Consider the following 26,224-nt stretch of genomic DNA (forward strand, 5'->3'; position numbering starts at 1 on the left):
TGATTGTTTAAGTCAATCACTCTTCAAAGTACGTTAAAGTACTCAAATTATCGGAATTAACGTTGACATATTGTCATTCAGTTTTCAATGTTCATTTCATTATTGATTAAATGGAGCGGGTGATGGGAATCGAACCCACAACATCAGCTTGGAAGGCTGAGGTTTTGCCATTAAACTACACCCGCTTATTAAATTAAATTGGTTGATGCGGCCGAGAGGACTTGAACCTCCACGGGATTTCTCCCACTAGGCCCTCAACCTAGCGCGTCTGCCATTCCGCCACGACCGCTTGGAATCAAACGATAGGTTTTTTTCAGAACGTTATTCATTATATAATACGCTTTTAGAAGTGTCAATACTTTTTTAACATTAATTTAATGTTTGTCATCTTGTTTTAACACATTAAATTTGCGACGTATTTTAGAATACTACACAACTCGTTCTATGTCAAATAATTTTTCTTTTAATAAATTTAAAGAACTTCTTGTTTTGACGACTTTTATAATTATAATAAGGGGGTCCATTTTTGTCAATAAAATTTTTATAAAAAACAAAATTAGCATTCAATCATTGTGATTATCAACGTAAGTACTGTTAATAAAAAGTTTGAAATGATTGAATGCGTGTGCAATTTAAATCTCAAATCTCAAATCTCATAAATCTTAATCCTATGACAATACAGAGTACATAAATTGCCTTTACTCTCTATTTATATATTATCTGAGTTGACGTAATAATTTTAAACGACCCCCACATTTTCCACATCGCATTTTTTCGATATTTACACTTCTTATTCGTTGAAATGTGGTCTGACATGAAAGACACTGATATTCATACTTAACTCTAGATTGATAACTTTTTATTGGTTGACAAAAACGGGGTGCCTTTACCTTTTCAGCCAATAATTTAAAATCTTGATCTTTGTGTTGATAGCCTTTTCCTTCAATGTGCAAAAAATAATGACATAATTCATGTTTGATAATATCTATTAATGCTTGCTTACCATATGTTTCATATTGCTTCGGATTAATTTCAATATGATGCGACTCTAACATATATCTGCCACCAGTTGTTCTTAATCGATTATTAAAGAACGCTTGATGTTGAAATGGCTGATTAAATTCATTAATCGCAATACTTTCTGTTAATTTTTGTAGCTCTTGATTATTCATTAGGATTAATCATAGTCAATGCAACTTTTCCTTTTTGTCGATCAATTTGTTCTATCCAAACTTCAACAATATCTCCTACACTAACGATGTCCATTGGGTGTTTTACAAACTTTTTGGCTAGTTTCGAAATATGGACTAGCCCATCTTGTTTCACACCAATATCTACAAAAGCGCCAAAATCGACAACATTTCGGACTGTCCCATTCAGTTTCATGCCTTTGGATAAGTCTTCAATAGATAAAACGTCCGATTTGAGTTCTGGTGTCTCAAAATCATCCCTTGGATCACGATGTGGCGCAATTAATGATTTAATAATATCTTCTAAGGTTGGAACACCAATATTTAAAGCATTCGCTTGCGTCGCAATGTCAAGATGCTTTAATTGTTCTAGCGCTTTGCCACTGCCAATTTCTGATATTTCTAAACCTACCGTTTCTAACAACTGGTAGGTTGCAGGATAACTTTCAGGATGAATTGCTGTATTATCAAGCGGTTCTTTGCCTTCGACAATTCTCAAAAAGCCGATACTTTGTTCAAATGTTTTGGTGCCTAAACGTTTTACTTTATTCAATTGTTTATGATGTGTTATTGCACCGTTCTCTTCTCTATATGCAACAATATTCTCAGCAATTTGTCGAGACAAACCGGACACGTGCTGTAGCAACGTACTTGAGGCTGTATTAACATCAACACCGACTTGGTTTACGGCGGTTTCAACAACAAAATCTAAAGCGCCACCTAATGCTTTTTGATTTACATCATGCTGATATTGTCCAACGCCAATGGATTTTGGATCAATTTTTACAAGCTCACTTAAAGGATCTTGAACACGTCTCGCGATCGACACAGCACTTCTTTCTTCTACTTGAAAGTCCGGAAATTCCGCTCTTGCAATGTCTGATGCAGAATAAACAGAAGCCCCCGCTTCATTGACGATAATATACTTCAAGTCAAGTTGATTTTCTTGAATCATGTTCGCAACAAATTGTTCTGTTTCTCTGCTTGCCGTACCATTACCTATTGCCACCAAGTCAATATTGAATGCTTTCACTATTTCTAAGAATGTGCGTTCTGCTTCTTTGATTTTCGAAACTGGAGGATGCGGATATATCACCGATTTTTCTATGAAAGTGCCATAAGGATTTACTACCGCTAATTTACAACCCGTTCTGAAAGCTGGGTCTACCCCTAAAATTTGTTTATTTTTTAATGGCGGTTGTAATAACAGACTTTTTAGATTTTCACTAAATAAGTGAATCGCTTGTGTTTCGGCACGCTCAGTTAAATCGCCTCGAATTTCTCTTTCAATTGAAGGGAATATTAAACGCTTCATTGCGTCATCAATTGCGCTTTCAACGTAAGTCGTTAAATCATTTTGCGCTTTAAGTTCTAACTTTTTAATATTTTGCGTGAGCTCTATTAGGTTAGCTTCAATTTTAATTTGTAAAACTTTTTCGGATTCACCACGATTCATTGCTAATATACGATGATTTGCAACTTTGCGAAGTGGCTCTTGATAATCGTAATACATTTCAAATGTTGCTTTTTCATCTTCCGCATTTTTCTTTTTCTGCGAAGTAATATTCGCTGTTTTTAACGTTTGACTTAAAATTTGTTTCCGATATTGCGGATGATCTGCTATTTTCTCGGCGATAATATCTTTTGCCCCTTGCAATGCATGTTCAACTGAAGGTACTTCTTCATTGATAAATTCAGATGCTTTTTCCTCGATATTTGCATTTTGTTGTTGTAGATATAGCCACTCTGCTAAAGGTTCTAGCCCTTTTCTTTTAGCTTCTGTAGCACGTGTCTTTTTCTTTTGTTTAAAAGGACGATATAAATCTTCGACACGCTGTAATTTAGTTTGCTTTTGAATTTCATTTTTTAGCTCAACTGTTAATAAGCCCTGTTGCTCTATATTATGGATGACTTCATCTTTTCTTTTTTGAAGATTTTCCATATATTGATATTCATCAGCTATTTGTTTGATTTCAACTTCATCCAATCCACCGGTTACTTCCTTTCGGTAACGTGCGATAAAAGGTACTGTATTTTTCTCCTCTAACAACTGCAATACAGCATTAATATGTTTGACTGGAAATTGATATTTATTATGTATTTCTTGAACAAAATGATTGGTCAAGTTAAATCCCCACTTTCTCGTTTCTCGTTCTTCATTATTGTAACATTCACATTTGAAAGTTAATAGTTTAATCCAATGCACTCAAAATAGGTGTTTTTTATAAGTACCAATTGCCATTTCTACTTTTTTATAAATGTAAAAAAACAGACTAGGACATTAACCCCAAAATAAATAGCGCTAAGTTGATTTTTAATAGAAATCGTCTTAGCGCTTCTTTTTTATGATAAAACTTCGTATAATGTGGTTTCGTTTATGCACGTCATCATTCACTATTAAAGTTAAAAATAAACCACTTCCGTATTTTTTAATTAATCATGACAAAAGCTAAATGAACGATATTTAATTGAAGCTACATTCACTTTGATCCACTTCTGTAGTTGCATAATCGCATAATAAGCGAAACTTCAACCTCCATAACTAAGCGAGTCGAGTTAATCAACGCTTTAAATAGTTTATGTTCTAAACTCTTTATAAATGAAATGCTTCAATTCCTATCGTTATTTTTATAGCCACTTCAATGTTAATCTATTGGATTTTATTTTTTTGCTGCTTCTTGCAACTTTTTTATAGCGGTTCTTTGTAAACGTGATACATGCATTTGGCTTAAACCGATACGCTCTCCAGTTTCTTTTTGGCTCAATCCATCTATAAAAGTACACTGGATAATTTCTCGCTCACGATCAGATAAAATAGGTAAAATCCGTTCAAGTATCATACGCTTTTCAGTTAAGTCGAAATTTTCATCTTGTTGTCCCATAATATCTAATAATGTAACCGTTGAACCATCTTTATCCGCTTCGATGGAATGATCCACACTCAGTGCATTATAGCTCTGACCCATTTCCATCGCTTCAAGAACGTCCTCTTCTGAAACTTCAAGTCTGTCAGCTATTTCACTGATTGAAGGTGATCGTTCTAATTCGTTCGTTAATTCATCGCTGACCTTTTTAATCCTCGGTCCTATTTCTTTAATTCTACGTGGGACATGAACACTCCATGTTTTATCACGTAAATATCGCTTAATTTCACCTATAACAGTCGGAACCAAGAAAGCTTCGAATTTTCTATCAAAAGATAAATCAAATCGATTAATCGCGCCTATAAGTCCAACCATACCAACTTGCACTAAATCTTCATGATGCGATTGGCCTTTTGAGTATTTATAGGCTAAGGATTCAATTAGCTTTTCGTAGTGTTTAACGAGCTTTTCTTGGGCCTCTTCGTCGTGATGCTCTTGATGTGCTTGAATCCATTGGTTGATTTGTTCAGGTGAAACAGCGTTAGCTGATTTCGACTCTTTCGCCATTATTTCGCACCTGCTCTTTTCTAATATACTTAATCATACTAATCGTAACACCAGTTTCTTTATCAACTGTGACTTCATCCATCAACGATTCGATTAAGAATAAACCTAAGCCACCTTCTCTTAAGAAGTCAATATTTTCATTTTCTTGGTAAGGGCCTAGATTTTGTTTAGTCTCTTGGTAATTAAAGCTATCACCTTGGTCAGAAACAATGATTTTAATACGATCTGGTTCAAGTTCAAAACCGACATTGATGTAGCCTTTTTCTTCTTTGCCTTTGTAAGCATGTTTCACTGCGTTCGTCACAGCTTCACTTACAGCAATCTTAGCGTCTTCAATATCATCATAAGTCGCACCTGCACGTGTAAAAACACCAGAAAGTGTTAAACGAATCAAACTCACATATTCAGCTGAAGCAGGAAGTCTCATTTCAATGAAGTCATTTGCATGTGTCATTTTATTCGACCTCCGTTCCTTCGTTGACATGCATTAAATCATCAAGACCTGTAATTTCAAATAATCGTTTAATTCTATCATTCACGCCTAAAATATATAATTCTTTTTCATGTTGGTTTAAAGCTTTTAAAGTCCCGACAAATAAACCTAGTCCAGTTGAATCCATATAGGTCAAATTCTCTAAATTTACGTAAATATCGTGTGTCCCTGCTTGTCGAATGGGTACCAACACTTTTTCTAACTCTGGTACAGTTGCAACGTCAAGTTCACCAGCTACTGAAATATCGTAATGTGTCTTGTGTTCTTGCGTTTCTATATTAAGGTTCATTATTGATTACACTCCTACGTTTATTCTCTACTTAACTTTCTTACCCATTTCTAATCATTTGTAATCTCACTATCTTATTTAATGTACACGCTTAATAATAAGTATTGTAAGATCATCACGTTTACCAGACTTTTGTACTCTTAAAAGCTCTTCGTATAAAAGTTGCACAATATCTTGTGGATGCAATGATTTATATTTAAGGATAAAATCAAGGATATTTTGTGTATTGATAAAATGTCCATCCTCTTTGCGTATTTCAGTCACACCGTCTGTGAAAATAATAATCATATCATCAATTTCAATCGCTATCTCTTGTTGTTGATAACGGACATGAGGACTCACGCCTAAAACGCGTCCTCGAACTGTAATTTCTTCAAATTCATTGGTTTTAGCTCTAAAAATATACCCTGGCTCGTGTCCAGCAGAGCTACAGTAAAGAACATGATTTAAATCTTCGTATAAACCATAAAACATTGTGACAAACATATTCTGATTAATATTTTTTTCAACTACACGATTTAGACGTTTTAAGCCATCATTAGGTAATTGAGAATGACCATAAGAATCCATGCCAAATTTAATCATACTCATTGCCAACGCTGCTGGGATACCTTTACCTATGACATCTGCAACAGCAAAACTCATCGTGCCGTCTTTATGATCAATTAAGTTAAAATAGTCGCCGCTCACATGCTGTGCTGCAACTGAAATGACACCAATTTGAATGCTATCAAATTGAGGGATATTTGTTTTTAACATCGTTTGCTGTAATCTTGAAGCAACATCCAACTCTTTGTCATGAACTTCAACTTTGTTAACTAAATTTTTATAATCTTGATAATCATAGCCGAAGCTTTCAACGACTGTCTTTAGAACGTCTAGGCTCTCAATCATCTCTGATTGATTCAATGAATTATTTTTAAAAAATTGCTTATGTATACACACAAAATCTTCAGGTAGTAATGCATCGTCTGATAAATCCTTCGAAAACGATTGCGCTTGCTTTAATATTTTTTCTCTATTATCATGCTTTAAAAATTGACGCACGAGCTCAAAATAGCGCAATTTGCTATCTTCCGACATTAGACGTCCCCCTTTACTTTATAACAACTAAAAGGCTTTAGGAGAGTTGTCCTAAAGCCTATTTATGATGATTCATGTTCAGTCCTAAACTAATACCAAGTGCGTAATTAACTTCTTTCATCTTTTCTTCAGATAAAAATGTTAATTTCTCTTTAAGTCTCTTCTTATCGACCGTTCGAATTTGTTCTAATAAGATGACAGAATCTTTGTCGAGCTTATATTTATTTTTTTCTATTTCTACATGCGTTGGTATTTTAGCTTTATTAATCCGACCAGTAATTGCTGCGACAATAACAGTTGGACTGTATTTATTTCCAGTGTCATTCTGAATAATAACTACGGGCCTTACTCCCCCCTGTTCAGAGCCCTGTACTGGTGATAAATCTGCTAAGTAAACGTCCCCGCGCTTCATTTAGTCATCCTTATAATCTGATAACAAGTGTGATTCATTACAATCACAGGCTTCACATTCAACTGAATATGCTTCAGTTGCTAGGGAGAGATTCAAATCTGCCATTTGAACATAGCCTTCTTTTAAAGATTGTTCTAAATTTTTAAATCTTGTTTGATTGAATGCTGACATAAATAGGACCTCCATATCAATACAACACATTAAAAAATTCTCTGATTACTGATTATAATATCAAAAATCAGTCGGAAGTACCATACTATTTTAACAATTCGTTCGAGATTTCGGACATTTCTTTTGTCACATATTGACGCGCGATACGTCTACCTAAATTACAAAGGACTTCATAATTAATCGTTTGCTGTTGGGCCGCTAAGGCTTCAACAGATTGTGATGTGTGCGCCTGGTTATCAATCAAAATCACTTCGTCACCGAGCTGCGTATGTCCCGGCACACGAATTGCTGTTTGGTCCATACTTACACGCCCAACCACTTCACATTGGAAAGCGCCTAAACGCACATGTGCATGTTGCATTGAACGTAAATAACCGTCTGCATACCCAATAGGAAGTAAAGCCACGTGCATATCTTCTAGGGCTTTGAATGTATGGCCATAGCCGATACCCTCACCTTTACGAACGTGTTTAACTTGCATCACTTGTGACACTAACTTAGCTGAAGGCTTTAACTTAGCTGTTGCCTTTTCTTCTATAAAAGTTGATGGATAATAACCGTACAACGCGATACCTGCTCTAAAGGCATTACATAATGCAGGATCAAAACGTAATGCGCCAGCAGAGTTTTGAATATGAATATACGGTGGATGGTCTGTGCTTTCAATCATTTCTTCAAAACGTGTATATTGTTCTTGCGCTGAATCATCATCCTCATCTGCTGAATGAAAATGTGAAAAAGCACCTTCAAACACCAATAAATCATGTGCTTCTATCATTGCTTTCACTTCATGATACATTTCTATATCTTTAATCCCTAATCGGTTCATTCCAGTATCCAATTTAATGTGCATCCATAAAGATTTATCTGTATCACTATCGATATGTGAAATTGCCGCTTCTAACCATGATTTTGAAGGAACGGCTACCGCAACACGATGTTGAATCGCTTTGTTAATTGCATCAGGTGGTATGCTTGATAAAATTAAAATCTTCTCTTTAATACCATGCATTCGTAGCTCTATTGCCTCGTCTAACGTTGCTACACAAAAGAACTCTGCCCCTAATTGACTAAGATGTTGAGCAATTTGTATACTCCCTAAACCATAAGCATTTGCTTTAACAACAGGCATCAATGTTTTATTCGGTTGCAATTTTGTTAATGCATAATAATTTTCTGTAATTGCATCTAAATCTATTTTCAATGTGGTGGTACGATAATACTTTTCTGACATTCAAGTCACCTTCCTCAATTATTAAAGCGCATTCCGCTATGTTCCTATTCATCTTTTTCTAAAATCACTTGACTCACGGCATACTGTTCTGTGTGCGTAATGGATACATGGACTTTAAACCCTTCATACTGTATCGTAGGTTTCCCCATTTCATCATTTTCACAATGAATATCCTGAAATGACACGCTTTCCCCTATACCTGTGCCTAATGCTTTGCTAAAAGCTTCTTTTACAGCAAAACGTCCAGCTAAAAACTCAAGTCGTCTTCTTTCCGATTGGATATTGTTGAAAGTTTCTCGCTCACCAGATGTTAAAACTCTCTCTGGAAAGCGACTTTGGCGACTTAGTATTTTACGCATTCGTGACATTTCAACTAAATCTATTCCTATTCCAAATATCATGAAATCTCTTCATCTCCATCATTCATCTGATTCGACGTCGCATTCTGAGGAAGTTCAAGGTCATTTTGACTTTCCCGTTTAATAAATTTCATTATTTTTAATGCAACTTGCTTATCAATATAAGATACTTGGTGATTTCCACCTGCAGTAGAAAGTGTTAATGTTGCGAGATGGTATTTCCTCATAATCCATCCTTCATTTAAATCCACATTTTGAATTCTAAAGAGAGGAATCGTATCTTGCCTGATAAATATAAACCCTTCTCTCACTGTAATTAGATCTTTTGTATAGTGATATCCAAATATTCGATATTGATAAATAGGGTTTATCCATGCATATATAATAAGGTACAACAGCCATATTACAGCAATCAAACCACTTAAAACAAGCATCCATTTATTCCACTCTAAATAAAAAGCTGCCACAAGACTCGCAATGAGTACTATCAAGATGATTGCTGCAACAATCACCGCTACAACTCGCATTGCTTTAGGACCCTGCTCACTCATTTTTTCCATGATACACTGTTGCACCTCCTAGATACCAATGATTATATGCCTTCGCTTTATTTTTATCTTCAAAATTTAATCCAACTTCTTTATTGATTGATCCACTTGCTAAAATAAATCGAAAATGTGTAAGGTTTGCTCGTCTCATAAAAGGATGCGCACTTTCTTGATAACCTAAAACCTTGTCTTTTTTAAAGTAAGTCGTTCTAAACCCGAATCCTGTTACTTTACATACTGCCGCCTCATCTTTACTGAAGTATGCGCCGGAATAAAGTGTCGTAACCCAGCTGTGTAATACGAGATAAGCAATGATGATGACAGTCGGGATCCAAATCCATGTCCATAAATAATCATTAAACGCCCATATAACACTTATGAGAATGAGTGAAAGTATCCAAAAACGTCTATGAAACCCACGCCACGGCACCCCTTTTTCGACTTGATGAAAAGCCATGTTCGGAACCAATGACGAAATTAACGTTTGTGCTTCTTTTTGTTTGATAAATGGTAACACCGTTATACAACCAGTGATTGTATCGTCTTCTGTGTCCAAATCCATATCACTTGTAATCATAAACGCATATTCAGTATAACCAAGCATGTGTCTAATAAATGACTTTTTCTCTTCAATCGCTTGTATCCTTGAAATTGGGAGGGTCATGGTTTTTACATTAAACAAACCATATTTAACTTTTAAGAAATCGCCATTACGTATAAGGGTGAATTGATAAAATCGAATCATATTCATCAGCACACCGGCAATATAGGCAATGAACAAAATCGCAAAAATGACGATAACCGAGGCAATAGTAATATGTGCTACAAAACCGTTGACTTGAGAAAAGATTTTGTCCCAAGGAATCACATCAGAGAGTGCTGATAGTATCGGTAATATCGTAAGTAATGTGACAAAAAGCGCCCCACTCGTCATACTCATGAGCAATAAGTTTTTCAATGACAATTGATAAACGTGTATATCTTCATGTTGTACACTATTAGAATTCGCATCTTCAAAGTGAGTATGTTCATCCACTTTTTCAACTGTTTCAGTTTCTTCAATTTGACGCTTCGTTTTTTCTATTTCTTGTTGAATCCAAACGCTTTGTTGCTTTGTGACCATGTCTAAGTTAATGCCATCGCTAGGTGTTTTAATTGTAAGTTTTACGCCACCTACAAGTTGATGAACAATATTTTGAGTGATATCAACAGATTGAATACGCTTAATATTTAATTCTTTACGTTCTAAATTAAAAAGACCACTTGTAAGTACAAAATATTCATTTTCTATCCAATAACGAGTACGAAAAATTTCAACAGAACGTCTTAAAAAACTCATTACAAACAAAATTATAAGAATTCCGGGCCACACATAGTTTTTAAGATCTGAAAAATCAAATGAATCTATTTGAAATATAAGAAAGATAATAATAAACATAAAATTATCTTTAATCGCTGTAATCAATGATAATATATATGAAATCGGATGCAATTTTTGTGGACTATACATCTGCATCACCACCTTTAAGTTGGTTCATACAATAGGCTTCAATACGTTTCGCATCTTCATCCAGAACAAGAGGAAGTTGGATACTATGACCCGCGGTAGTACAATGCAACTGTTGTAATTGATAATGCCTTTGCAACGGTCCATTTTCACGCGAAATACTTTGAATCCGCTCTATTTGAATGACTTCATATTTTCTAAACCACCATCGTTTTTGAATTTCAATATGATGCGCTGTTATGCGATATGTATAATAGCGATAATAAATAAAAGGCTTCGCTATAAAAAAGATGAGCGCCATGACTGCTATTATGGCAAAAACGTATATCATAATCATCCATAAGTCAAAATACAACCATAGCCAACTTGCAACGCCAATCAAGACGATCACGATGCTACATTGTATGACACATAATATTTTCATATATGTCAATGCCACCTTAGGGGGGTGAAGAAATTCAAATTCCATAATGATTTAACACTCCTCAATAAATTTAGCATCATTATATCATAAATCTTTATGTAGGCTGAATGCGTTTCAATGCCTTTTCAAGAGCATTTTGCTTTATTGAACATGATTAAAAGAGGCCAAACAATACCTGACAGATGCGTTATAGTCACTACTCATCAGTGTCTGTTTGAACGCTTCTGTATACTTGATTGTCTAACCTCTTTAAAATTGATGGTCATCATCACAACACAATGACATAAACACTTTAACTAATAGTCGTGTTGTACGTATTGTTTATAATAAAGTTACCTATTTTTGATGATCTGCAAAAGTGCGGCCCTTCTTCACTTTTGTTTCTCTTTTATGTTTGAAGTTACCTTTTTTGTTGTTATTGTTTTGTTTAAAATTGCGATTTGATTTAGAGTGACGCTTATTATTGCCTACTTTTCGATTTCCTTTTGGCGAACGATTTTTACGTGCTAAAGGTTTTTCAAATGTAAGTTGTACTTCAACCTCATCATTTGATTCAACAAGTTCTTGCAATAATGCTGTGACAAGTTCAGTTTGATCGTAAGTTTCTAATAACTGTTTCGCAATATTTTCTACACGTGGTTCTTTATCAGCTTCCATCCAATTTTGAACCTTACTTTTTATTTCATCTTCGCGTGCTTTTAAAACTTCTTTACGATGTGGCGGTCTTAATGCGCGCATTTGACGGCGATTCGTTTGCTCGATTTGACGGATATAATCCATTTCAATTGGGTTAACAAAAGTAACAGCGATACCATGTTTACCTGCACGTCCTGTACGGCCAATACGGTGTGTATAGCTTTCAGTATCTTGAGGGATATCAAAGTTATATACGTGGCTTACACCTGAAATATCAAGTCCTCTCGCTGCCACATCTGTAGCTACTAAAATATCAATTTGATCATTTTTAAATTTTTTCAAAACTTCAAGACGTTTCGCCTGAGTAATATCACCGTGTAAACCTTCTGCTTTATAACCTTTAGATAATAATGCACTTGTTAATTCATCTACACGACGTTTTGTACGTCCAAATACAATAGCCAATTCAGGTTGATGAACGTCTAAGAAGTTCGTAAACGTATCAAATTTCTCTAACTCTTTCACAATTGTATAATACTCGTCAATTTGTGGATCAGAAATTTCATTGTTCATCGTTTTAATAATTCTTGGTGATTTCATGAATTTTTGAACCAATTCTTGTATTGCCTTTGGCATTGTTGCTGAGAACAACATTGTTTGACGGTTTTCAGACGGTAATTTATCCATAATATAACGCATATCATCGATGAAACCCATATTCATCATTTCATCTGCTTCGTCCAAAATTAATGTTTCGATAGATTGCGTTTTTAAAGTACGACGATTAAGGTGATCAATCACACGCCCAGGTGTACCTACAACGATTTGTGGTCCGCGTTTTAAAGATTTGATTTGACGATCAATTGGCATACCGCCAAAAACAGTGACAACTTGAACTTTTTGCCCACGACTAAATTCTCTTAATTGTTCAGCCACTTGCATCGCTAATTCACGTGTAGGTGCTAAGATCAAAGCACGCACACCTTCTTTTCCAATTACTTTTTCAATAAGTGGAATACCAAACGCACCTGTTTTCCCTGTTCCAGTTTGCGCTTGTCCTAATATATCGATGTTTTCGAGTGCATATGGGATACTATCTTTTTGGATGGGTGTCGGCTCTGTAAAACCCATTGCCTCGAGGGTTTCAGCTGTACGTTCTGAAACACCTAAATTTGTAAAATTTTGCAAAGTAATTCTCCTTTTTTGAATCATAATTCTCATATATTTTTGTCAAATAAGTTTAATCTAACTTCTACATATTACCATCTTAGCCACAATACCGCAATAAACGAAAAATCAATATCATTTAAATTCTTATATATTTTCTAAGGATTTAAATGATATTGCTAACAACTAAAATGGGACTGATATCAAACTTTTTAGATTACGCCTTTACAAGCGCTTCTACCACTTCTTCTAAACGCATGCCTCTTGATGCTTTAACAAGAACAACGTCACCTTGATTTACAATAGAAGTCAAATAACGAATCATCTTGTCTTTTGTATCAAAATGAATCGCTTCGTCCACATGATGTTTTCCTTTTTCATGAATTTCCATTGCTGCCTCACCAAACGTATACAGACCATTAATCCCTTTACCCTCCAAATATTGGCCGACACTTGCGTGCATGATTTTAGATTGCGCCCCTAGCTCTAAAACATCACCTAAGATTAATATTTTATTACCTTCTAAAAGTGTCAATGTTTCAATTGCAGCTTTCATACTTGTAGGACTTGCGTTATACGCGTCATTGATTATCAGCGCACCATTTTTAGCTTTAAATTTTTGCATACGCATGTCAGTCAACTGCAATTGATTGAGTTGCTGTTGAATTTCATCATGTTGAATATTTAAAGCACGTGCAACCGTAATCGCAATCGCTGCATTTCGCATATTGTGCTCGCCTAACACTGGAATTGAGTATTGTTCATTACCATTTAATTTAAATACAATCCCTTCATCATGATGCGAAACAATTTCACATTGTACATCATTGGAAGCATTTCGGCCGATGCTGATGACTTTAGCTGATTCTAAAGTGTCAACATGAGGTTGCAATAAAGGCTCGTCCCCATCATATATGAAGTAACCTCCTGGTTTTAAACCTTTAACGATTTCAAACTTAGCTTTTGCAATACCTTCACGTGAACCCAAATCTTGCAAATGTGACTCACCAATGTTCGTTATAATCGCAAAATCCGGTTGTGCAATTGTAGATAATAATTCAATTTCGTGAAAACCAGACATTCCCATTTCTAAAATCGAAATTTCTGTATCTTTATTTAGATTTAAAATCGTTAATGGCATACCGATTTCATTATTGTAATTGCCCTGTGTCTTTTGTACACGGTAATGTCCGGCTAAGACATTTTCAATCATATCTTTCGTTGTCGTTTTACCGTTAGAACCTGTAACAGCAATAACAGTTGGAGATACGTATTGAAGATAAGCTTTTGCTAATTGTTGTAACGCCACTAGTGTATCTGAAACTACGATCACCGGACCCGCTTGTGGGAATTTAACTGAACTTTGTGCTTCAAAAAAAGTCGCGCCAGCCCCGTCGCGTAATGCTCGTTCAGCATATTGATGACCATCAACATTTTCACCTTTGAAAGGAATAAAGAGCTGACCTTTTTCAATTTTTCTAGAATCAATAGTGATGCCTTTAATTTCTACATCTAAATATTGTGAATCAATTTTACAATCTATCCATTCAGCAATTTGTTTTAACGTGATATTAATCATTGTTCAAAACTCCTAGTCAATGCGATGTTTATTTTTTTGTTTATCTGCATATCGTTCTTTTGCTAAATCTATCAACTTAGTAATTAATTCTGAATAAGAAACACCCATGTTTTCCCACAATTTTGGATACATACTATAAGCCGTAAAACCAGGCATCGCATTCGTTTCATTAATAAATATCTGATTATCTTCTGTAACAAAGAAATCAGCGCGTAACAATCCAGAACAATCAGTCGCTTTAAAAGCTTCCACCGCCATATTGCGTAAAGTCATTTGTACTTCTGGGTCTAACTCTGCAGGAATCGCTAACTTCACTTTTCCGTCTTTATATTTTGACTTGTAATCATAAAATGCAACATCTTTCACGACTTCCCCTGGCCATGTTGTCTCTGGATAGTCATTTCCGAGCACTGCCACTTCAATCTCACGCGCATTCACACCTTGTTCGATTACTAGTTTACGGTCAAATTGAAATGCTTCCTCTATCCCTTGAATTAAAGTTGCTTCATCTTCACATTTACTAATTCCGACACTTGAACCTAAATTTGCTGGTTTAACAAATACAGGGAACTCTAATTTATCATGGACTAACTTAAGAATATTTTTACGGTACTTTTCGTATTCACTACGTAAAAAACTTACATATGGGAGTTGTGGTAAACCGCGATGGGCAAATAATTGTTTCATAACAAGTTTATCCATTGAACTAGACGCAGCCAATACACCATTGCCTACATACGGAAGATCTAATACTTCAAATAACCCTTGAATAGTGCCATCTTCACCATTAGGCCCATGTAAGAGCGGAAATACAGCGTCATAACGGCCGCCTTGGCTACTTTCTGTTAACATCGTAGAAATATCACCTTCTACGTTATCTGTCATTTCTAATTCATTCGTACTTGTAATTTCTTCGGTAATGTTTTCTGTTTTCTTCCATTTACCTTCATTAGTAATATAAATAATATCAATGTGGTAACGTTCTTTATCTATCGCATTTAATACGTTTTGAGCTGTTAAAATAGACACATCATGTTCAGCACTTTTACCACCATAAATGATACATAAAGCTTCCTTTGACATAAACCCGCCTCCATATATTTCATCTAATCTACATCTTACCACGACAAACATTTGTATTGCATTTATTTTTCGGCATTATTAGCAATTTGATTACAACTTATGTAAAATCGGTATATAATGAAAATAAAAGAAATAATGTGTAAAGGAGATTGACATGGTATCTTCTCGACAACAAACGCAAAAGTCATTTTTGCGACGGTTAGACTGGCAGTTAATTACGCTTATTACTGTCCTTTTTGTAATTAGTATTATGACAATTCATTCGGCAATGGGAGGCGGCCAATATAGCTTAGATTTTGGTTTAAGGCAAATTTTTTATTACATACTTGGTGCAATCATTGCTTTTATAATTATGTTATTTTCACCTAAAAAAATACGCAAATATACTTATATCATTTACTTTATATTTATTATTCTGTTATTAGGGTTAATCATTATGCCTGAATCTGCAATAACACCTGTGATTAACGGTGCTAAGAGTTGGTATCGTTTCGGCCCTATTAGCATTCAACCTTCAGAATTCATGAAAATCGTATTGATTTTAGCCATCTCAAAAGTTGTTGCCCAACACAATCGCTTCACTTTCAATAAATCTTTCGAAACGGACTTAATGTTAATATTTAAGATCGCTTTTGTGAGCATCATTCCAATGGCCCTTATTCTGTTACAAAACGATTTAGGAACAACACTCGTAATACTTGCAATTATCGCTGGTATTGTGATTGTAAGCGGTGTGACTTGGAAAATTTTAGCACCTCTATTTGGTACAGTCATTATAATTGGATCCGCCTTAATTTTATCCATTATTTATAAGCCGAATTTAATTGAAAATGTGGCTGGCATTAAAACATATCAATTAGGCCGTATTAATTCATGGTTAGATCCCTATTCATACAGTTCGGGGGACGGGTTTCACTTAACGGAATCTTTAAAAGCCATTGGCTCAGGTCAATTAATAGGAAAAGGTTTGAATAACGGAGAAGTCTACATTCCAGAAAATCATACAGACTTTATTTTTTCAGTTATTGGTGAGGAGTTTGGCTTTATCGGGGCTGTCGTTTTATTAGGTATCTTTTTACTATTGTTGATTCATTTACTACGCATGGCGACGAATGCCGATGATTTATTTAATAAATCTTTTATTGTTGGTTATGCAAGCTTATTACTATTCCATATCGTTCAAAACATAGGCATGACGATTCAATTATTACCCATTACGGGTATACCGTTACCATTTATAAGTTATGGAGGAAGTTCGTTGTGGAGTTTAATGACAGGGGTAGGCGTGATTTTAAGCATTCATTATCATACGCCTAAAAAATATGATGAAAATCTCAACACAACAAAAACTGCGAGCCCTACCCACAATTGATACACAAATCGTAAACATGTATAAAAAAACACTTAGATGTCATCAAGCTTGTACATCTAAGCGTTTTTTTATTTAATACGATTAATATTTTCAGTTGCAGGTTTGGGATTAGGTAGCGTACGCATAATATCAAATCGGGATTTGGTTTTCTTAACCTTGACACCGATTGAAGACAACATTTGAACTACATTTTGAAGCTTGTCATTCTTTTTTGCCATAAAATCACCCCATACTTTGCTTATCTACTACCTTTATATTACCCCAAATTTCGACATATTACTACACCAAAATTTAAATTTACAAAAATTATTTTTTTATATTTTTTAACCGAAGTGCATTAATAACAACAGAAACAGAACTAAATGCCATCGCTGCGCCTGCAACCCATGGTGCTAAGAAACCTGCAGCTGCAATTGGAATGCCGATTAAGTTATAACAAAATGCAAAAAAGAGGTTTTGTTTAATATTTTTTATAGTGAGGTGACTCAATTTTAATGCTTCTGCAATAGAAGCTAATTTATTTTTAACTAACGCTATATCTGCTGATTCAAGTGCAATATCTGAACCTGAACCCATAGCAACACCGATATCACTTGTCATGAGTGCAGGTGCATCATTAATTCCATCACCCACCATCATTACACGTTTCCCTTGGCTTTGAAGATCGCGTATGACTTTGGATTTTTCATCGGGTTTGACTTCTGAAATGATATGATCGATGCCAAGCTCATGACCAATAGCACGTGCAGTTTGTTCGCTATCACCACTCAACATAATGAGCGTATGATTTTCACTTAATTGACTTAATACTGTTTGTGCGTCTTCTTTCGGTTCATCTCGCAACGCCATCAACATTGCAAGTTGATTATCAATTGTCATACCTACAACTGTAGCCCCTTGTTGCTCAAGGTCACGCACTTGTGTATATTCAGATTCCATTAACTTAACGTTTTCTGATATAAAACGAACTGAACCAATACGAATGTGTTGATTTTGTATCACACCGGAAATACCATTTCCTGCATGTGTTTGATACTGTTGCACATCCAAAGTTTGTGCATCTTTAAAATGTTGGACTAACGCTTTAGAAAGCGGATGCTCTGATTGTACTTCCATACTTTTAATGTAAGCACCTAATGATTCATCTTGCATATAAGTTATCACATGAACGACTTCTGGCTCACCGTGTGTTAGCGTTCCGGTTTTATCAAATACAATTGTATCAACATGCTTCGTCTGTTCTAATGATTCCGCTGTTTTAAATAAAATACCCGCTTCTGCTGCTCGACCTGAACCTACCATAATAGAAGTTGGTGTAGCTAAACCTAATGCACACGGACAAGCAATGACGATTACAGCAATAAAAATTTCAAGAGATTCAGTGAGTTGAAATGGTGTAATCACTAAATACCAAATTAAAAATGTGACGAGCGCAATTGCGATAACTGATGGCACAAAAATATTAGAAATTTTATCCGCTAATCTTTGAATTTGTGGTTTATCATTTTGTGCATCTTCAACGACTTTAATAATTTGATTTAAAATCAAATCTTCACCCACATGTGTCACTTTTAACTTAATGAAGTTCGTCTGGTTGATTGTACTACCAATCACTTGATCGCCTACTGTTTTTTCTACCGGAATACTCTCACCCGTTAACATAGATTCATTGATTGTCGTTTCACCTTCAATAATTTCGCCATCAAGTGGAATTTGTTGTCCTGTTCTCACTCGGACAATATCTCCTACTCTAATATCTTCAATGGGTAGCATTTCAGTTTCACCGTGACGTTCAACTTCTGCATCTCTAACTTGTAGAGCTGCGAGCTTACTAATTGCATCACTAGCATGCCCTTTTGCTCGTTTTTCAAAATATTTACCTAATAAAATTAATGTAATTAAAATCGCACTTGTTTCAAAATAAAGTGGTGTATGGCTATGCCCATGATGATGTGGTGTTGTGAACATCAAATAAATACTATAAAAATAAGCAGCTGAAGTACCCATCGCTACAAGAACATCCATATTTGCACTTTTATTTATTAATGATTTATATGCACCTACATAAAATTGCCAACCTAAAACAAACTGAATTGGTGTCGCAAGTATCAATTGAAACCAAGGATTAAGTAATAATTCTGGTACTGGAATAAAGCTTAAAAATGAAAAATGTGCAAACATCGTATAAAGTAACGGTAAAGCCAAAACGAGCGAGACAATAAATTTATATTTCTGACGTTTAAGCTCATCATGTTTACGTTGATCCGCTTCTTTTTTAGTCTCCATTGGAAATGCTTGATAACCAATTTTCGCGACACGTTCATAGATTTCTTCTATTGAAATTTGATTAGGATCAAATGTGACTGTCCCTTTCTCCATAACCAGATTGACGCTTACTTGATCGATACCTTCCTCACGATCTAACACACGTTCAATCCTCGAAGAACAAGCCGCACAGGTCATTCCTGAAATTTTAAAAGTTTCTTGTGCCATATTTTCATCTCCTATACCTATACAGGGTATATTCTTCATTTAAAATGAGGGGTCATTTTTCGTCTTTCTATGAAAAATAACCCCTACGTATTTCCCCTAAATTTTACGAAACAACGTCATAGCCTTGATCATAAATACGTTGCTTAATATCATCGAGGGCCTCATCTTTTTTGACATCCACTTCAACTTTATTATCAGCTGGAAACGCTTCTACATGGACAACATCTGGATTATCTTTTACTGCACCTTCAACTGCTGCTTTACAATGGGCGCAACTCATCCCTTCAACTTGAATAACATGTTTACTCATTTTCATACACTCCTTTATGTGATTGGATAACAGGAAAACCTGCATCATAAATTTCTTTCTCTAAAGTATTAAGATTAGCTGGTGTTTGATAAGTGAGTATAATGCGTTGAGTATCAAGATCGATATTAACCGCTTCAACCCCAATCATATCCAGTAATCGTTGTGTCAGTTTCTCTTTTTCCTCAAGCGTTGTTAGGTTAGAAACATTAACATGACCTGTTTCCATATTTTCACCCCATCATCATTCTTAGTCTTTCATTAATTTTTGAAAAGTCACAAGTAATTCTTCCATTGCCTCACTTTGGTGTCCGGAATCAATTTTATTCATAATACAACTTTTCATATGGTGATCAAGGAGACGTGTCGCAACGCTATTTAAAGCTGAACGTGTTGCTCTAATTTGTGTAAGTACGTCATCACAATAGACATCTTCATCAATCATACGATTTATTGCTTTGACCTGACCTTCGATGCGGTTTAAACGTGATTTTAAGTTACGTTTAATTTCATCTGAATGGTGTGCTTGTTCTATCATTTCACATCCCTCAAATCTGTTTAACTTCTCTTACATTGTGTATCATATACCCTGTACAGGTATATGTCAATGTTTCTGTATCGAACATTATATTCTATGTTACAATGATAAAAACTTCATATAAAAGGAGATAGAAGTTATGCCTGAAATTTTCTATACATTCTTTTTTAATGATAATGTGATTATCAATTATCTGTTGATAGGGGCTTTTTTATTAAATTTAACCTTTATCTTTACAATTATCTTTATGGAAAGAAGAAGTGCAGGATCCATATGGGCGTGGATATTTGTACTCGGCTTGTTTCCATTGATAGGATTTGTTATTTACTTGCTATTCGGTAGACAAATTCAACGTGAATCTATCTTTAAGTTAGATCAAAGGGATCGAATTGGCCTTGAATACATCGTTAACCAACAATTAAAGGCCATCAAAAATAACAAATTTGAGCCACACAATCCTCATATACAAAATTACAGTCGTATGATACAAATGCTCCTCTATAATAACGCTGCCTTTTATACAAAAAATAATGAAATTGAATTGTTAACAGACGGCTATCAAAAATTCGAACACTTAAAAGAAGATATACGTCAAGCACAATCTTACATACATATCCAATATTACATCTTCCGACACGACGCACTCGGTAAAAGTATTATGGCTTTATTAGAGGAAAAATTAGAACAGGGCGTCGAAGTTAAAATGTTATATGATGATATGGGTTCAAGGGGCTTAACGTTGAGAGATTTTAAGCAATTCAAAGAAAAAGGCGGGCATGTTGAATCATTCTTTCCTTCAAAGTTGCCTCTGATTAACTTGCGTATGAACAATCGTAATCATCGTAAAATTGTTGTTATTGATGGTCAAATAGGTTATGTAGGCGGTTTTAATGTAGGTAATGAATATCTAGGTTTATCCAAAAAGTTTGGATATTGGCGTGATACACATCTTCGAATACAAGGAGAAGCTGTTCATGCATTACAGCTACGATATATTTTGGATTGGAATTCGCAAGCAAGTCGTGACAATATGGTTTATAATGAAAAGTATTTCCCTAAACACACAGGGTCAAAACAAGGCAGTATGGGCGTTCAAATTGCATCTAGTGGCCCAGATGAATTGTGGGAACAAGTAAAATATGGGTACCTTAAAATGATCTCTATGGCTAAAAAAGATATTTATATTCAAACCCCTTATTTCGTTCCAGATGAAGCTTTTATGGATGCATTAAAAATCGCAGCACTGGGTGGGGTCAATGTCAATATTATGATCCCAAGTAAACCAGATCATCCATTTGTTTACTGGGCAACATTTAAAAATGTGGCGAGCTTGATTGAAGCCGGCGCACGCGTTTACTTATACGATAATGGCTTTTTACACGCCAAAACACTCACTATTGATGATGAAATTACAAGCGTCGGTACTACGAACATGGATAATCGAAGTTTCACTTTGAACTTTGAAGTCAATGCTTTCGTATATAATGAAAAATTAGCTAAAGAAGTCAGAAAAAGTTTTGAAACCGATCTAAAAGTTTGTTCTGAACTTACAAAAGAACGCTATGACGAGAGAAGTTTATGGATAAAATTTAAAGAGGCTATCAGCCAATTACTTGCCCCTATTCTATAAAAAGGAAGTTGAAATAAAGATGAAAGATGCAATCACAGCCGCATTAAACTATATGAAGTCTAAACATGAGGGAGATCGTAGTGGTCATGATGTTGCACATGTCTTACGTGTGCGACATCTTGCTTTAGAAATTGCGCAACACTATCCTTTAGCAAATTGTTTCATCATTGAAATGGCAGCACTTCTACATGACACAGTCGATGATAAATTAGTGGATAGCATTACTGCGCACCAAGAATTAGAGCAGTTTTTACATTTACATAAAGTTCCTTCTGATGACCAACAAGCCATTTTCTACATTATCGATCATATGAGTTTTAGAAAATCAAATTCTGTAGGTACACTCAAAACAATAGAAGCTCAAATTGTACAAGATGCTGATCGTTTAGATGCGATGGGTGCCATCGGTATTGCACGAACTTTTCAATTTGCCGGTCATTTCAATGAACCTATGTGGACAGGTGAATATACTTTAAAACAATTAAACGAATTAGAAGATGTTAGTCACCTTCCCCCCTCTGCCATTAAGCATTTTTATGAAAAATTATTAAAGTTAAAAGATTTAATGAATACTCAAACTGCACGACAAATGGCTGAGAAGCGCCATGCTTTTTTAGAACTCTTTTTGACACAGTTTATGGCTGAATGGCTTTCTGATATACATCACTAATTCATTACTTCTCTATTTCTCTTAAAATAATAACGATATATACTTTCACTTCTATAATTGGGCTCACTCAATCATATGACTGAGCTCATGAAAGCAACAAGAATCAATAAAGGTGACTTAAATTGAGTTTTTTGCTTTAAATAAAGCTTTTCTCAATTTAAGTCACCTTTTCAAGTAAGTGACGCATTCCAATCAAACAGCTACAGTCATCCCAATAGCCTCAAAAATCATTTTTATATGTACATTATTGTTATATCCAAAAAGCACTAAAATTCCCCAGAAAATGGATTAATATCACCACTTCGATTCTTCTTGTTATTAAGTATGCAAGGCCATAGAAAAGACCTGAATAAAAATAAGGTAAAAATTCTATCCAATTACTATATTCATGGACAAAACCAAAAAGAACACTGCTGACAATTAACCCTATAAACAAATGTCCTTTAAATAATACACGTAAGATAATTCCTCTAAAAACAATTTCTTCCAAGAGCGCTGGAAGTAATGCAAAAAATATTGCAAAATTTAATATTGAAATACCTTGAATACTGCTTTCTATATTTTCCTGATTTAATGTTGATCCAGCGTAAAGATAAGAAAATAAATAATCAAGTAATTTCACAACAATTGTAACAATCACAATAATCGAAATGTCCTTAGCTGTTAACTTTTTAAAACTGAATAAATTAATGTTGAAGTACTTTAACATATATATAAGAAATGCAAGCACTATAAAGTAAATCCAGGCTTTTAGAGAAAGGGTCTCTAAAACAGATGACTCACCAATGTAAATTACAAAAATGAGCATGAATATAATACCTTTAATCAATCGTAAAGTTAATGCATCATTATTCACACGGTTGTCTTCATGAAAAATTTGCCTAATTGTTTCTTTCATACTGTCTCCTTAAATTTTATTTTTATCTATTTGATAATTATTTTATTTTAAATAATATACATAAAAACTCCAAAGGTGTCAATAACCTTTGGAGCTTTAAGTTAAACAATTTATGAATTATTGATTCAAATGTTTGTAAATAAGTCATCATTATTTTGTTTTTCTTAAAATGAATGCACCCATAGTTGTAAATAAAAGTGATAACAACATTGGGAAACTTCGACCATTTTGGCCTGTTTCTGGTAACATCTTCTCCTCATGTTGTTGAGAAGCAGTTACCATATCATTTTTGTGTAAATTATCGGTTAAATGGCTTTGTTTCACAGTTTGCATCTCAGTTGTCATTATATTCACGCCATGAGGTTCGCTTGGCACTGCATTTAAAATGGAAGGAGATGGATATTGAGCATCGTCGTGACTTCCTGCACTGCTCATCATATTCACATTCTGTGTTTTTGATGGCCTAGTATTCATCATTTGAGCTTGAACAGTGGATTGCATTGACTTGTGTTCAGTTTGAGGTTGATCCATATTTTTTTCGTGCGCTACTTGCTGTGATTGCATTTTATCTTTAGAAATGGCATTGGAAGATGATTTTTGATCCATTGCTTGCTTATCATGTGATGACATGTCTGGTTGATTTTGATGATTTTCATTTGGAAAGTCAGCTTGATGTTTTTCTGCTTCTTTTTCCCATGCTTCTGCATGCGCATCTTCTGTTGCTTTACCTTCTTGCGCGTTTGGTGTATCCCAATCTTTTGTTTCTGCTTCTTTTTCCCATGCTTCTGCATGTGCATCTTCTGTTGCTTTACCTTCTTGCGCGTTTGGTGTATCCCAATCTTTTGTTTCTGCTTCTTTTTCCCATGCTTCTGCATGTGCATCTTCTGTTGCTTTACCTTCTTGCGCGTTTGATGTATCCCAATCTTTTGTTTCTGCTTCTTTTTCCCATGCTTCTGCATGTGCATCTTCTGTTGCTTTACCTTCTTGTGCGTTTGGTGTATCCCAATCTTTTGCAGCTAATTCTTCTTTTGATTTAAATATGGCTTTAAATACTTTTCGCTCTACTTTATTATCACCTGAATCAGAAATAGGACTATCCCATCCTACAAACACACTACCTTCATCAGGAATCGGTGTAGGTGCACCAAAAGCGGAATCTTTCCATGTCGGATTATTTCTTACAAGATAAACTAATGCTTTTTCTACAGAAGTATAGTCATCTAAATAACCTGGTCCATCTGCTACAAATGCGATTGGTGTGTAATGATTTTTATCATATGGACGCGTAATATCTCTTGGGTGTGGTCGAGCTGGATCGTTATCATCTAACGGATGATTTACGTCAGTAGGTACGTATGAGTCAATTAATAAATCTTTTGTTCCGAATGCACCGAGATAAAAATTAACTGTCGGATATTCGTTATCTTGAGGTAGCGCATTACGCCATTCTATAAATTCTGTATTGTTATCATTCGGTACAGGTGTAGGAATAATCAAACCATTTTCTTTTAATTGTTGCCATGTTTGGCCATGTTTTAAATAATAAACAATATTATTAGATACTTGCTTACCCGCAATAAAATGTCCGTTGTTTAATGCTTTGAAGAAAACAGGTGCATAATCATCGCGATCGACTTGTTTTAAGCGCTCAGTTACTTCAACAGAAGTTGCATTTGTGAATGGTCCTAGGACTGGAGGCGTGTTTCTGTATTTTTCTAAACCGATATGTGCTCTAAATGCGCGATCTCGCGTTACTTGCCCTTCTTTGGGTAAATCGTAAGACCAATATTTAAGATAGTAACCATCGGGAATACTTACTTGTGGAAGTTGGAATGGTACGTCTTTCCAATTTGTTTGTTTTAAAACATAATAACCAAACGAAGACGTTTTCTGTCCTTCTGGCATAATTAATTGTGCGTTTGATTTAAAAGGATCATATAATTCAAAACTAATAGCGCTAAAATTGTTAGGATCAACAACCTGTTTATTATCTTTTAAATCCTTTTCATTTCGTGTGATATGGTCAACAGGACCGATATTTTGAACTTTTTCTTGCTCGGGGTGTGCTTCACGTTCTTCTTCAATAGGATGATGTTGGTGAATCTCTTCATGATGATGACCATCGTGTGCATGACCAACATGTTCATGTGTATCATGTTCAACTTGAGGGCTTACTGTTTCAGTTTGAGGATTTACATGTGCATCATTATGGGGTGTTACTTCGGTAGCACCGTGATGTGCTTCCGTCTCTGTGGATACGTTATTTTCATTTTGCACTTTCGTATCTATGCTAGATTTGGGTTGCATTGCTACATTTTGAGACTTTTGTTGCGCAGATGGTTGTACTGTATTTACTGATTGAGGGCTATCAACATTTTGCTCAATTTCTGCTGAATTCGGGCCACTAGAGGATTCTCCACTGTTTTCTACACTATCAGCATATGCAGAATGGGATGATAATAAAATGCCGCTTGAAACAAGCATGGATGTAACAATAGTTTTCTTCATGATTTATCTCCTTTAATCGTAATGATTACGATTAATTATAGTCAATTGAATTTTGATAGTCAATATTATTTTTTTAAAAGATTGTAAAAGACTTACAATTGTGTTATTTTATTTACAATTTTATTATTTTAATAGTATCGCGTGTTTTCTTCCATCCCATATAAAAAAAGCACAGGGCCTTGACTCTATGTTAAAAGTCATG

The 26,224-nt window shown here is 34.9% G+C and carries 26 protein-coding genes and 2 tRNA genes; 3 read left to right on the forward strand and 25 right to left on the reverse strand.

Translation table 11 applies throughout. From position 1 onward, the window contains the following. Positions 1-111 precede the first annotated feature (111 nt). From CD118_RS10205 to CD118_RS10290, 18 genes are all read right to left on the reverse strand, one after another. Positions 112-185, reverse strand: a tRNA-Gly gene (locus CD118_RS10205). 21 nt (positions 186-206) lie between these two features. Beyond that, positions 207-289, reverse strand: a tRNA-Leu gene (locus CD118_RS10210). A gap of 427 nt (positions 290-716) precedes the next feature. Next, on the reverse strand, positions 717-1,172 hold the full coding sequence (locus tag CD118_RS10215; RefSeq protein ID WP_050330438.1) for a SprT family protein: 456 nt from the start codon (positions 1,170-1,172) through the stop codon (positions 717-719). Next, the gene (locus CD118_RS10220) at positions 1,165-3,315 is read right to left on the reverse strand and encodes a Tex family protein (protein WP_103356661.1); all 2,151 of its coding nucleotides are present in this window, start codon (positions 3,313-3,315) and stop codon (positions 1,165-1,167) included. The genes CD118_RS10215 and CD118_RS10220 overlap by 8 nt, the downstream gene beginning before the upstream one ends. Before the next feature lie 535 nt (positions 3,316-3,850). Continuing rightward, the gene (gene sigB / locus CD118_RS10225; protein WP_016426492.1) at positions 3,851-4,621 is read right to left on the reverse strand and encodes an RNA polymerase sigma factor SigB; all 771 of its coding nucleotides are present in this window, start codon (positions 4,619-4,621) and stop codon (positions 3,851-3,853) included. Further along, a complete protein-coding gene (gene rsbW / locus CD118_RS10230; protein WP_016426491.1) occupies positions 4,596-5,075 on the reverse strand; it encodes an anti-sigma B factor RsbW in 480 nt (159 codons plus the stop codon). Before rsbW ends, sigB begins: the two co-directional genes overlap by 26 nt. A gap of 1 nt (position 5,076) precedes the next feature. After that, on the reverse strand, positions 5,077-5,403 hold the full coding sequence (locus CD118_RS10235) for an anti-sigma factor antagonist (protein ID WP_050330435.1): 327 nt from the start codon (positions 5,401-5,403) through the stop codon (positions 5,077-5,079). 78 nt (positions 5,404-5,481) lie between these two features. Beyond that, on the reverse strand, positions 5,482-6,486 hold the full coding sequence (locus CD118_RS10240) for a SpoIIE family protein phosphatase (protein ID WP_060829609.1): 1,005 nt from the start codon (positions 6,484-6,486) through the stop codon (positions 5,482-5,484). Positions 6,487-6,544: 58 nt separating this feature from the next. After that, the gene (locus tag CD118_RS10245) at positions 6,545-6,898 is read right to left on the reverse strand and encodes a type II toxin-antitoxin system PemK/MazF family toxin (protein ID WP_016426488.1); all 354 of its coding nucleotides are present in this window, start codon (positions 6,896-6,898) and stop codon (positions 6,545-6,547) included. Beyond that, positions 6,899-7,069 carry a type II toxin-antitoxin system antitoxin MazE gene (mazE, locus tag CD118_RS10250; protein WP_016426487.1) on the reverse strand — a complete coding sequence of 57 codons (171 nt, stop codon included), beginning with the start codon at positions 7,067-7,069 and terminating at the stop codon, positions 6,899-6,901. Positions 7,070-7,154: 85 nt separating this feature from the next. Beyond that, the gene (gene alr / locus CD118_RS10255) at positions 7,155-8,303 is read right to left on the reverse strand and encodes an alanine racemase (RefSeq protein WP_103356663.1); all 1,149 of its coding nucleotides are present in this window, start codon (positions 8,301-8,303) and stop codon (positions 7,155-7,157) included. Between the two features lie 44 nt (positions 8,304-8,347). Beyond that, the gene (gene acpS / locus CD118_RS10260; protein WP_050330431.1) at positions 8,348-8,704 is read right to left on the reverse strand and encodes a holo-ACP synthase; all 357 of its coding nucleotides are present in this window, start codon (positions 8,702-8,704) and stop codon (positions 8,348-8,350) included. Next, positions 8,701-9,222: a PH domain-containing protein gene (locus CD118_RS10265; protein WP_060829607.1), complete on the reverse strand. Its 522-nt coding sequence runs from the start codon at positions 9,220-9,222 to the stop codon at positions 8,701-8,703. The genes acpS and CD118_RS10265 overlap by 4 nt, the downstream gene beginning before the upstream one ends. Beyond that, complete coding sequence (locus CD118_RS10270; RefSeq protein WP_103356664.1) at positions 9,206-10,720, reverse strand: PH domain-containing protein; 1,515 nt, start codon at positions 10,718-10,720, stop codon at positions 9,206-9,208. Before CD118_RS10270 ends, CD118_RS10265 begins: the two co-directional genes overlap by 17 nt. Beyond that, entirely contained in the window at positions 10,713-11,141 is a 429-nt protein-coding gene (locus tag CD118_RS10275; protein WP_169925612.1) for a PH domain-containing protein, read from the reverse strand. Before CD118_RS10275 ends, CD118_RS10270 begins: the two co-directional genes overlap by 8 nt. A 336-nt stretch (positions 11,142-11,477) precedes the next feature. Then, the gene (cshA, locus tag CD118_RS10280) at positions 11,478-12,965 is read right to left on the reverse strand and encodes a degradosome RNA helicase CshA (RefSeq protein ID WP_016426481.1); all 1,488 of its coding nucleotides are present in this window, start codon (positions 12,963-12,965) and stop codon (positions 11,478-11,480) included. Between the two features lie 196 nt (positions 12,966-13,161). After that, positions 13,162-14,523 carry a UDP-N-acetylmuramoyl-tripeptide--D-alanyl-D-alanine ligase gene (locus tag CD118_RS10285; RefSeq protein ID WP_103356665.1) on the reverse strand — a complete coding sequence of 454 codons (1,362 nt, stop codon included), beginning with the start codon at positions 14,521-14,523 and terminating at the stop codon, positions 13,162-13,164. A 12-nt stretch (positions 14,524-14,535) separates the two neighbouring features. Then, positions 14,536-15,606, reverse strand: a complete 1,071-nt coding sequence (locus CD118_RS10290; RefSeq protein ID WP_103356666.1) for a D-alanine--D-alanine ligase — start codon at positions 15,604-15,606, stop codon at positions 14,536-14,538. Positions 15,607-15,760: 154 nt separating this feature from the next. On the opposite strand from CD118_RS10290, the gene CD118_RS10295 reads away from it, so the two are divergent. Continuing rightward, positions 15,761-16,978 (forward strand): FtsW/RodA/SpoVE family cell cycle protein, encoded by a 1,218-nt coding sequence (locus tag CD118_RS10295; protein WP_050330421.1) that lies wholly within the window; start codon positions 15,761-15,763, stop codon positions 16,976-16,978. Between the two features lie 68 nt (positions 16,979-17,046). Here CD118_RS10295 and CD118_RS12045 read toward each other — a convergent pair whose 3' ends face one another. The 5 genes from CD118_RS12045 to csoR form a co-directional block, all read right to left on the reverse strand. Then, a complete protein-coding gene (locus CD118_RS12045) occupies positions 17,047-17,196 on the reverse strand; it encodes an Lmo0850 family protein (RefSeq protein WP_164905407.1) in 150 nt (49 codons plus the stop codon). A gap of 88 nt (positions 17,197-17,284) precedes the next feature. Next, positions 17,285-19,471 carry a heavy metal translocating P-type ATPase gene (locus CD118_RS10300; RefSeq protein WP_103356667.1) on the reverse strand — a complete coding sequence of 729 codons (2,187 nt, stop codon included), beginning with the start codon at positions 19,469-19,471 and terminating at the stop codon, positions 17,285-17,287. Positions 19,472-19,574: 103 nt separating this feature from the next. After that, the gene (locus tag CD118_RS10305; protein WP_050345363.1) at positions 19,575-19,781 is read right to left on the reverse strand and encodes a cation transporter; all 207 of its coding nucleotides are present in this window, start codon (positions 19,779-19,781) and stop codon (positions 19,575-19,577) included. Then, the gene (gene csoZ / locus CD118_RS10310; RefSeq protein WP_050345362.1) at positions 19,774-20,007 is read right to left on the reverse strand and encodes a putative copper chaperone CsoZ; all 234 of its coding nucleotides are present in this window, start codon (positions 20,005-20,007) and stop codon (positions 19,774-19,776) included. Before csoZ ends, CD118_RS10305 begins: the two co-directional genes overlap by 8 nt. A gap of 21 nt (positions 20,008-20,028) precedes the next feature. Then, complete coding sequence (gene csoR, locus CD118_RS10315; protein WP_050330414.1) at positions 20,029-20,316, reverse strand: copper-sensing transcriptional repressor CsoR; 288 nt, start codon at positions 20,314-20,316, stop codon at positions 20,029-20,031. A 139-nt stretch (positions 20,317-20,455) separates the two neighbouring features. Here csoR and cls point away from each other — a divergent pair, with 139 nt between their 5' ends. Both cls and CD118_RS10325 read left to right on the forward strand, forming a co-directional pair. Continuing rightward, entirely contained in the window at positions 20,456-21,946 is a 1,491-nt protein-coding gene (gene cls, locus CD118_RS10320) for a cardiolipin synthase (RefSeq protein ID WP_103356668.1), read from the forward strand. 13 nt (positions 21,947-21,959) lie between these two features. Further along, on the forward strand, positions 21,960-22,616 hold the full coding sequence (locus tag CD118_RS10325) for an HD domain-containing protein (protein ID WP_240621933.1): 657 nt from the start codon (positions 21,960-21,962) through the stop codon (positions 22,614-22,616). Between the two features lie 250 nt (positions 22,617-22,866). Here the strand turns inward: CD118_RS10325 and CD118_RS10330 are convergent, their stop codons facing one another. Together CD118_RS10330 and CD118_RS10335 are read right to left on the reverse strand one after the other, a co-directional pair. Then, a complete protein-coding gene (locus CD118_RS10330) occupies positions 22,867-23,514 on the reverse strand; it encodes a CPBP family intramembrane glutamic endopeptidase (protein WP_103356670.1) in 648 nt (215 codons plus the stop codon). 150 nt (positions 23,515-23,664) lie between these two features. Beyond that, positions 23,665-26,022, reverse strand: coding sequence for a cell envelope integrity TolA family protein (locus tag CD118_RS10335; RefSeq protein WP_103356671.1), 2,358 nt, complete (start codon positions 26,020-26,022; stop codon positions 23,665-23,667). Positions 26,023-26,224: the final 202 nt, after the last annotated feature.

The organism is Staphylococcus coagulans (genome assembly GCF_002901995.1).
GTDB classification, from domain to species: domain Bacteria; phylum Bacillota; class Bacilli; order Staphylococcales; family Staphylococcaceae; genus Staphylococcus; species Staphylococcus coagulans.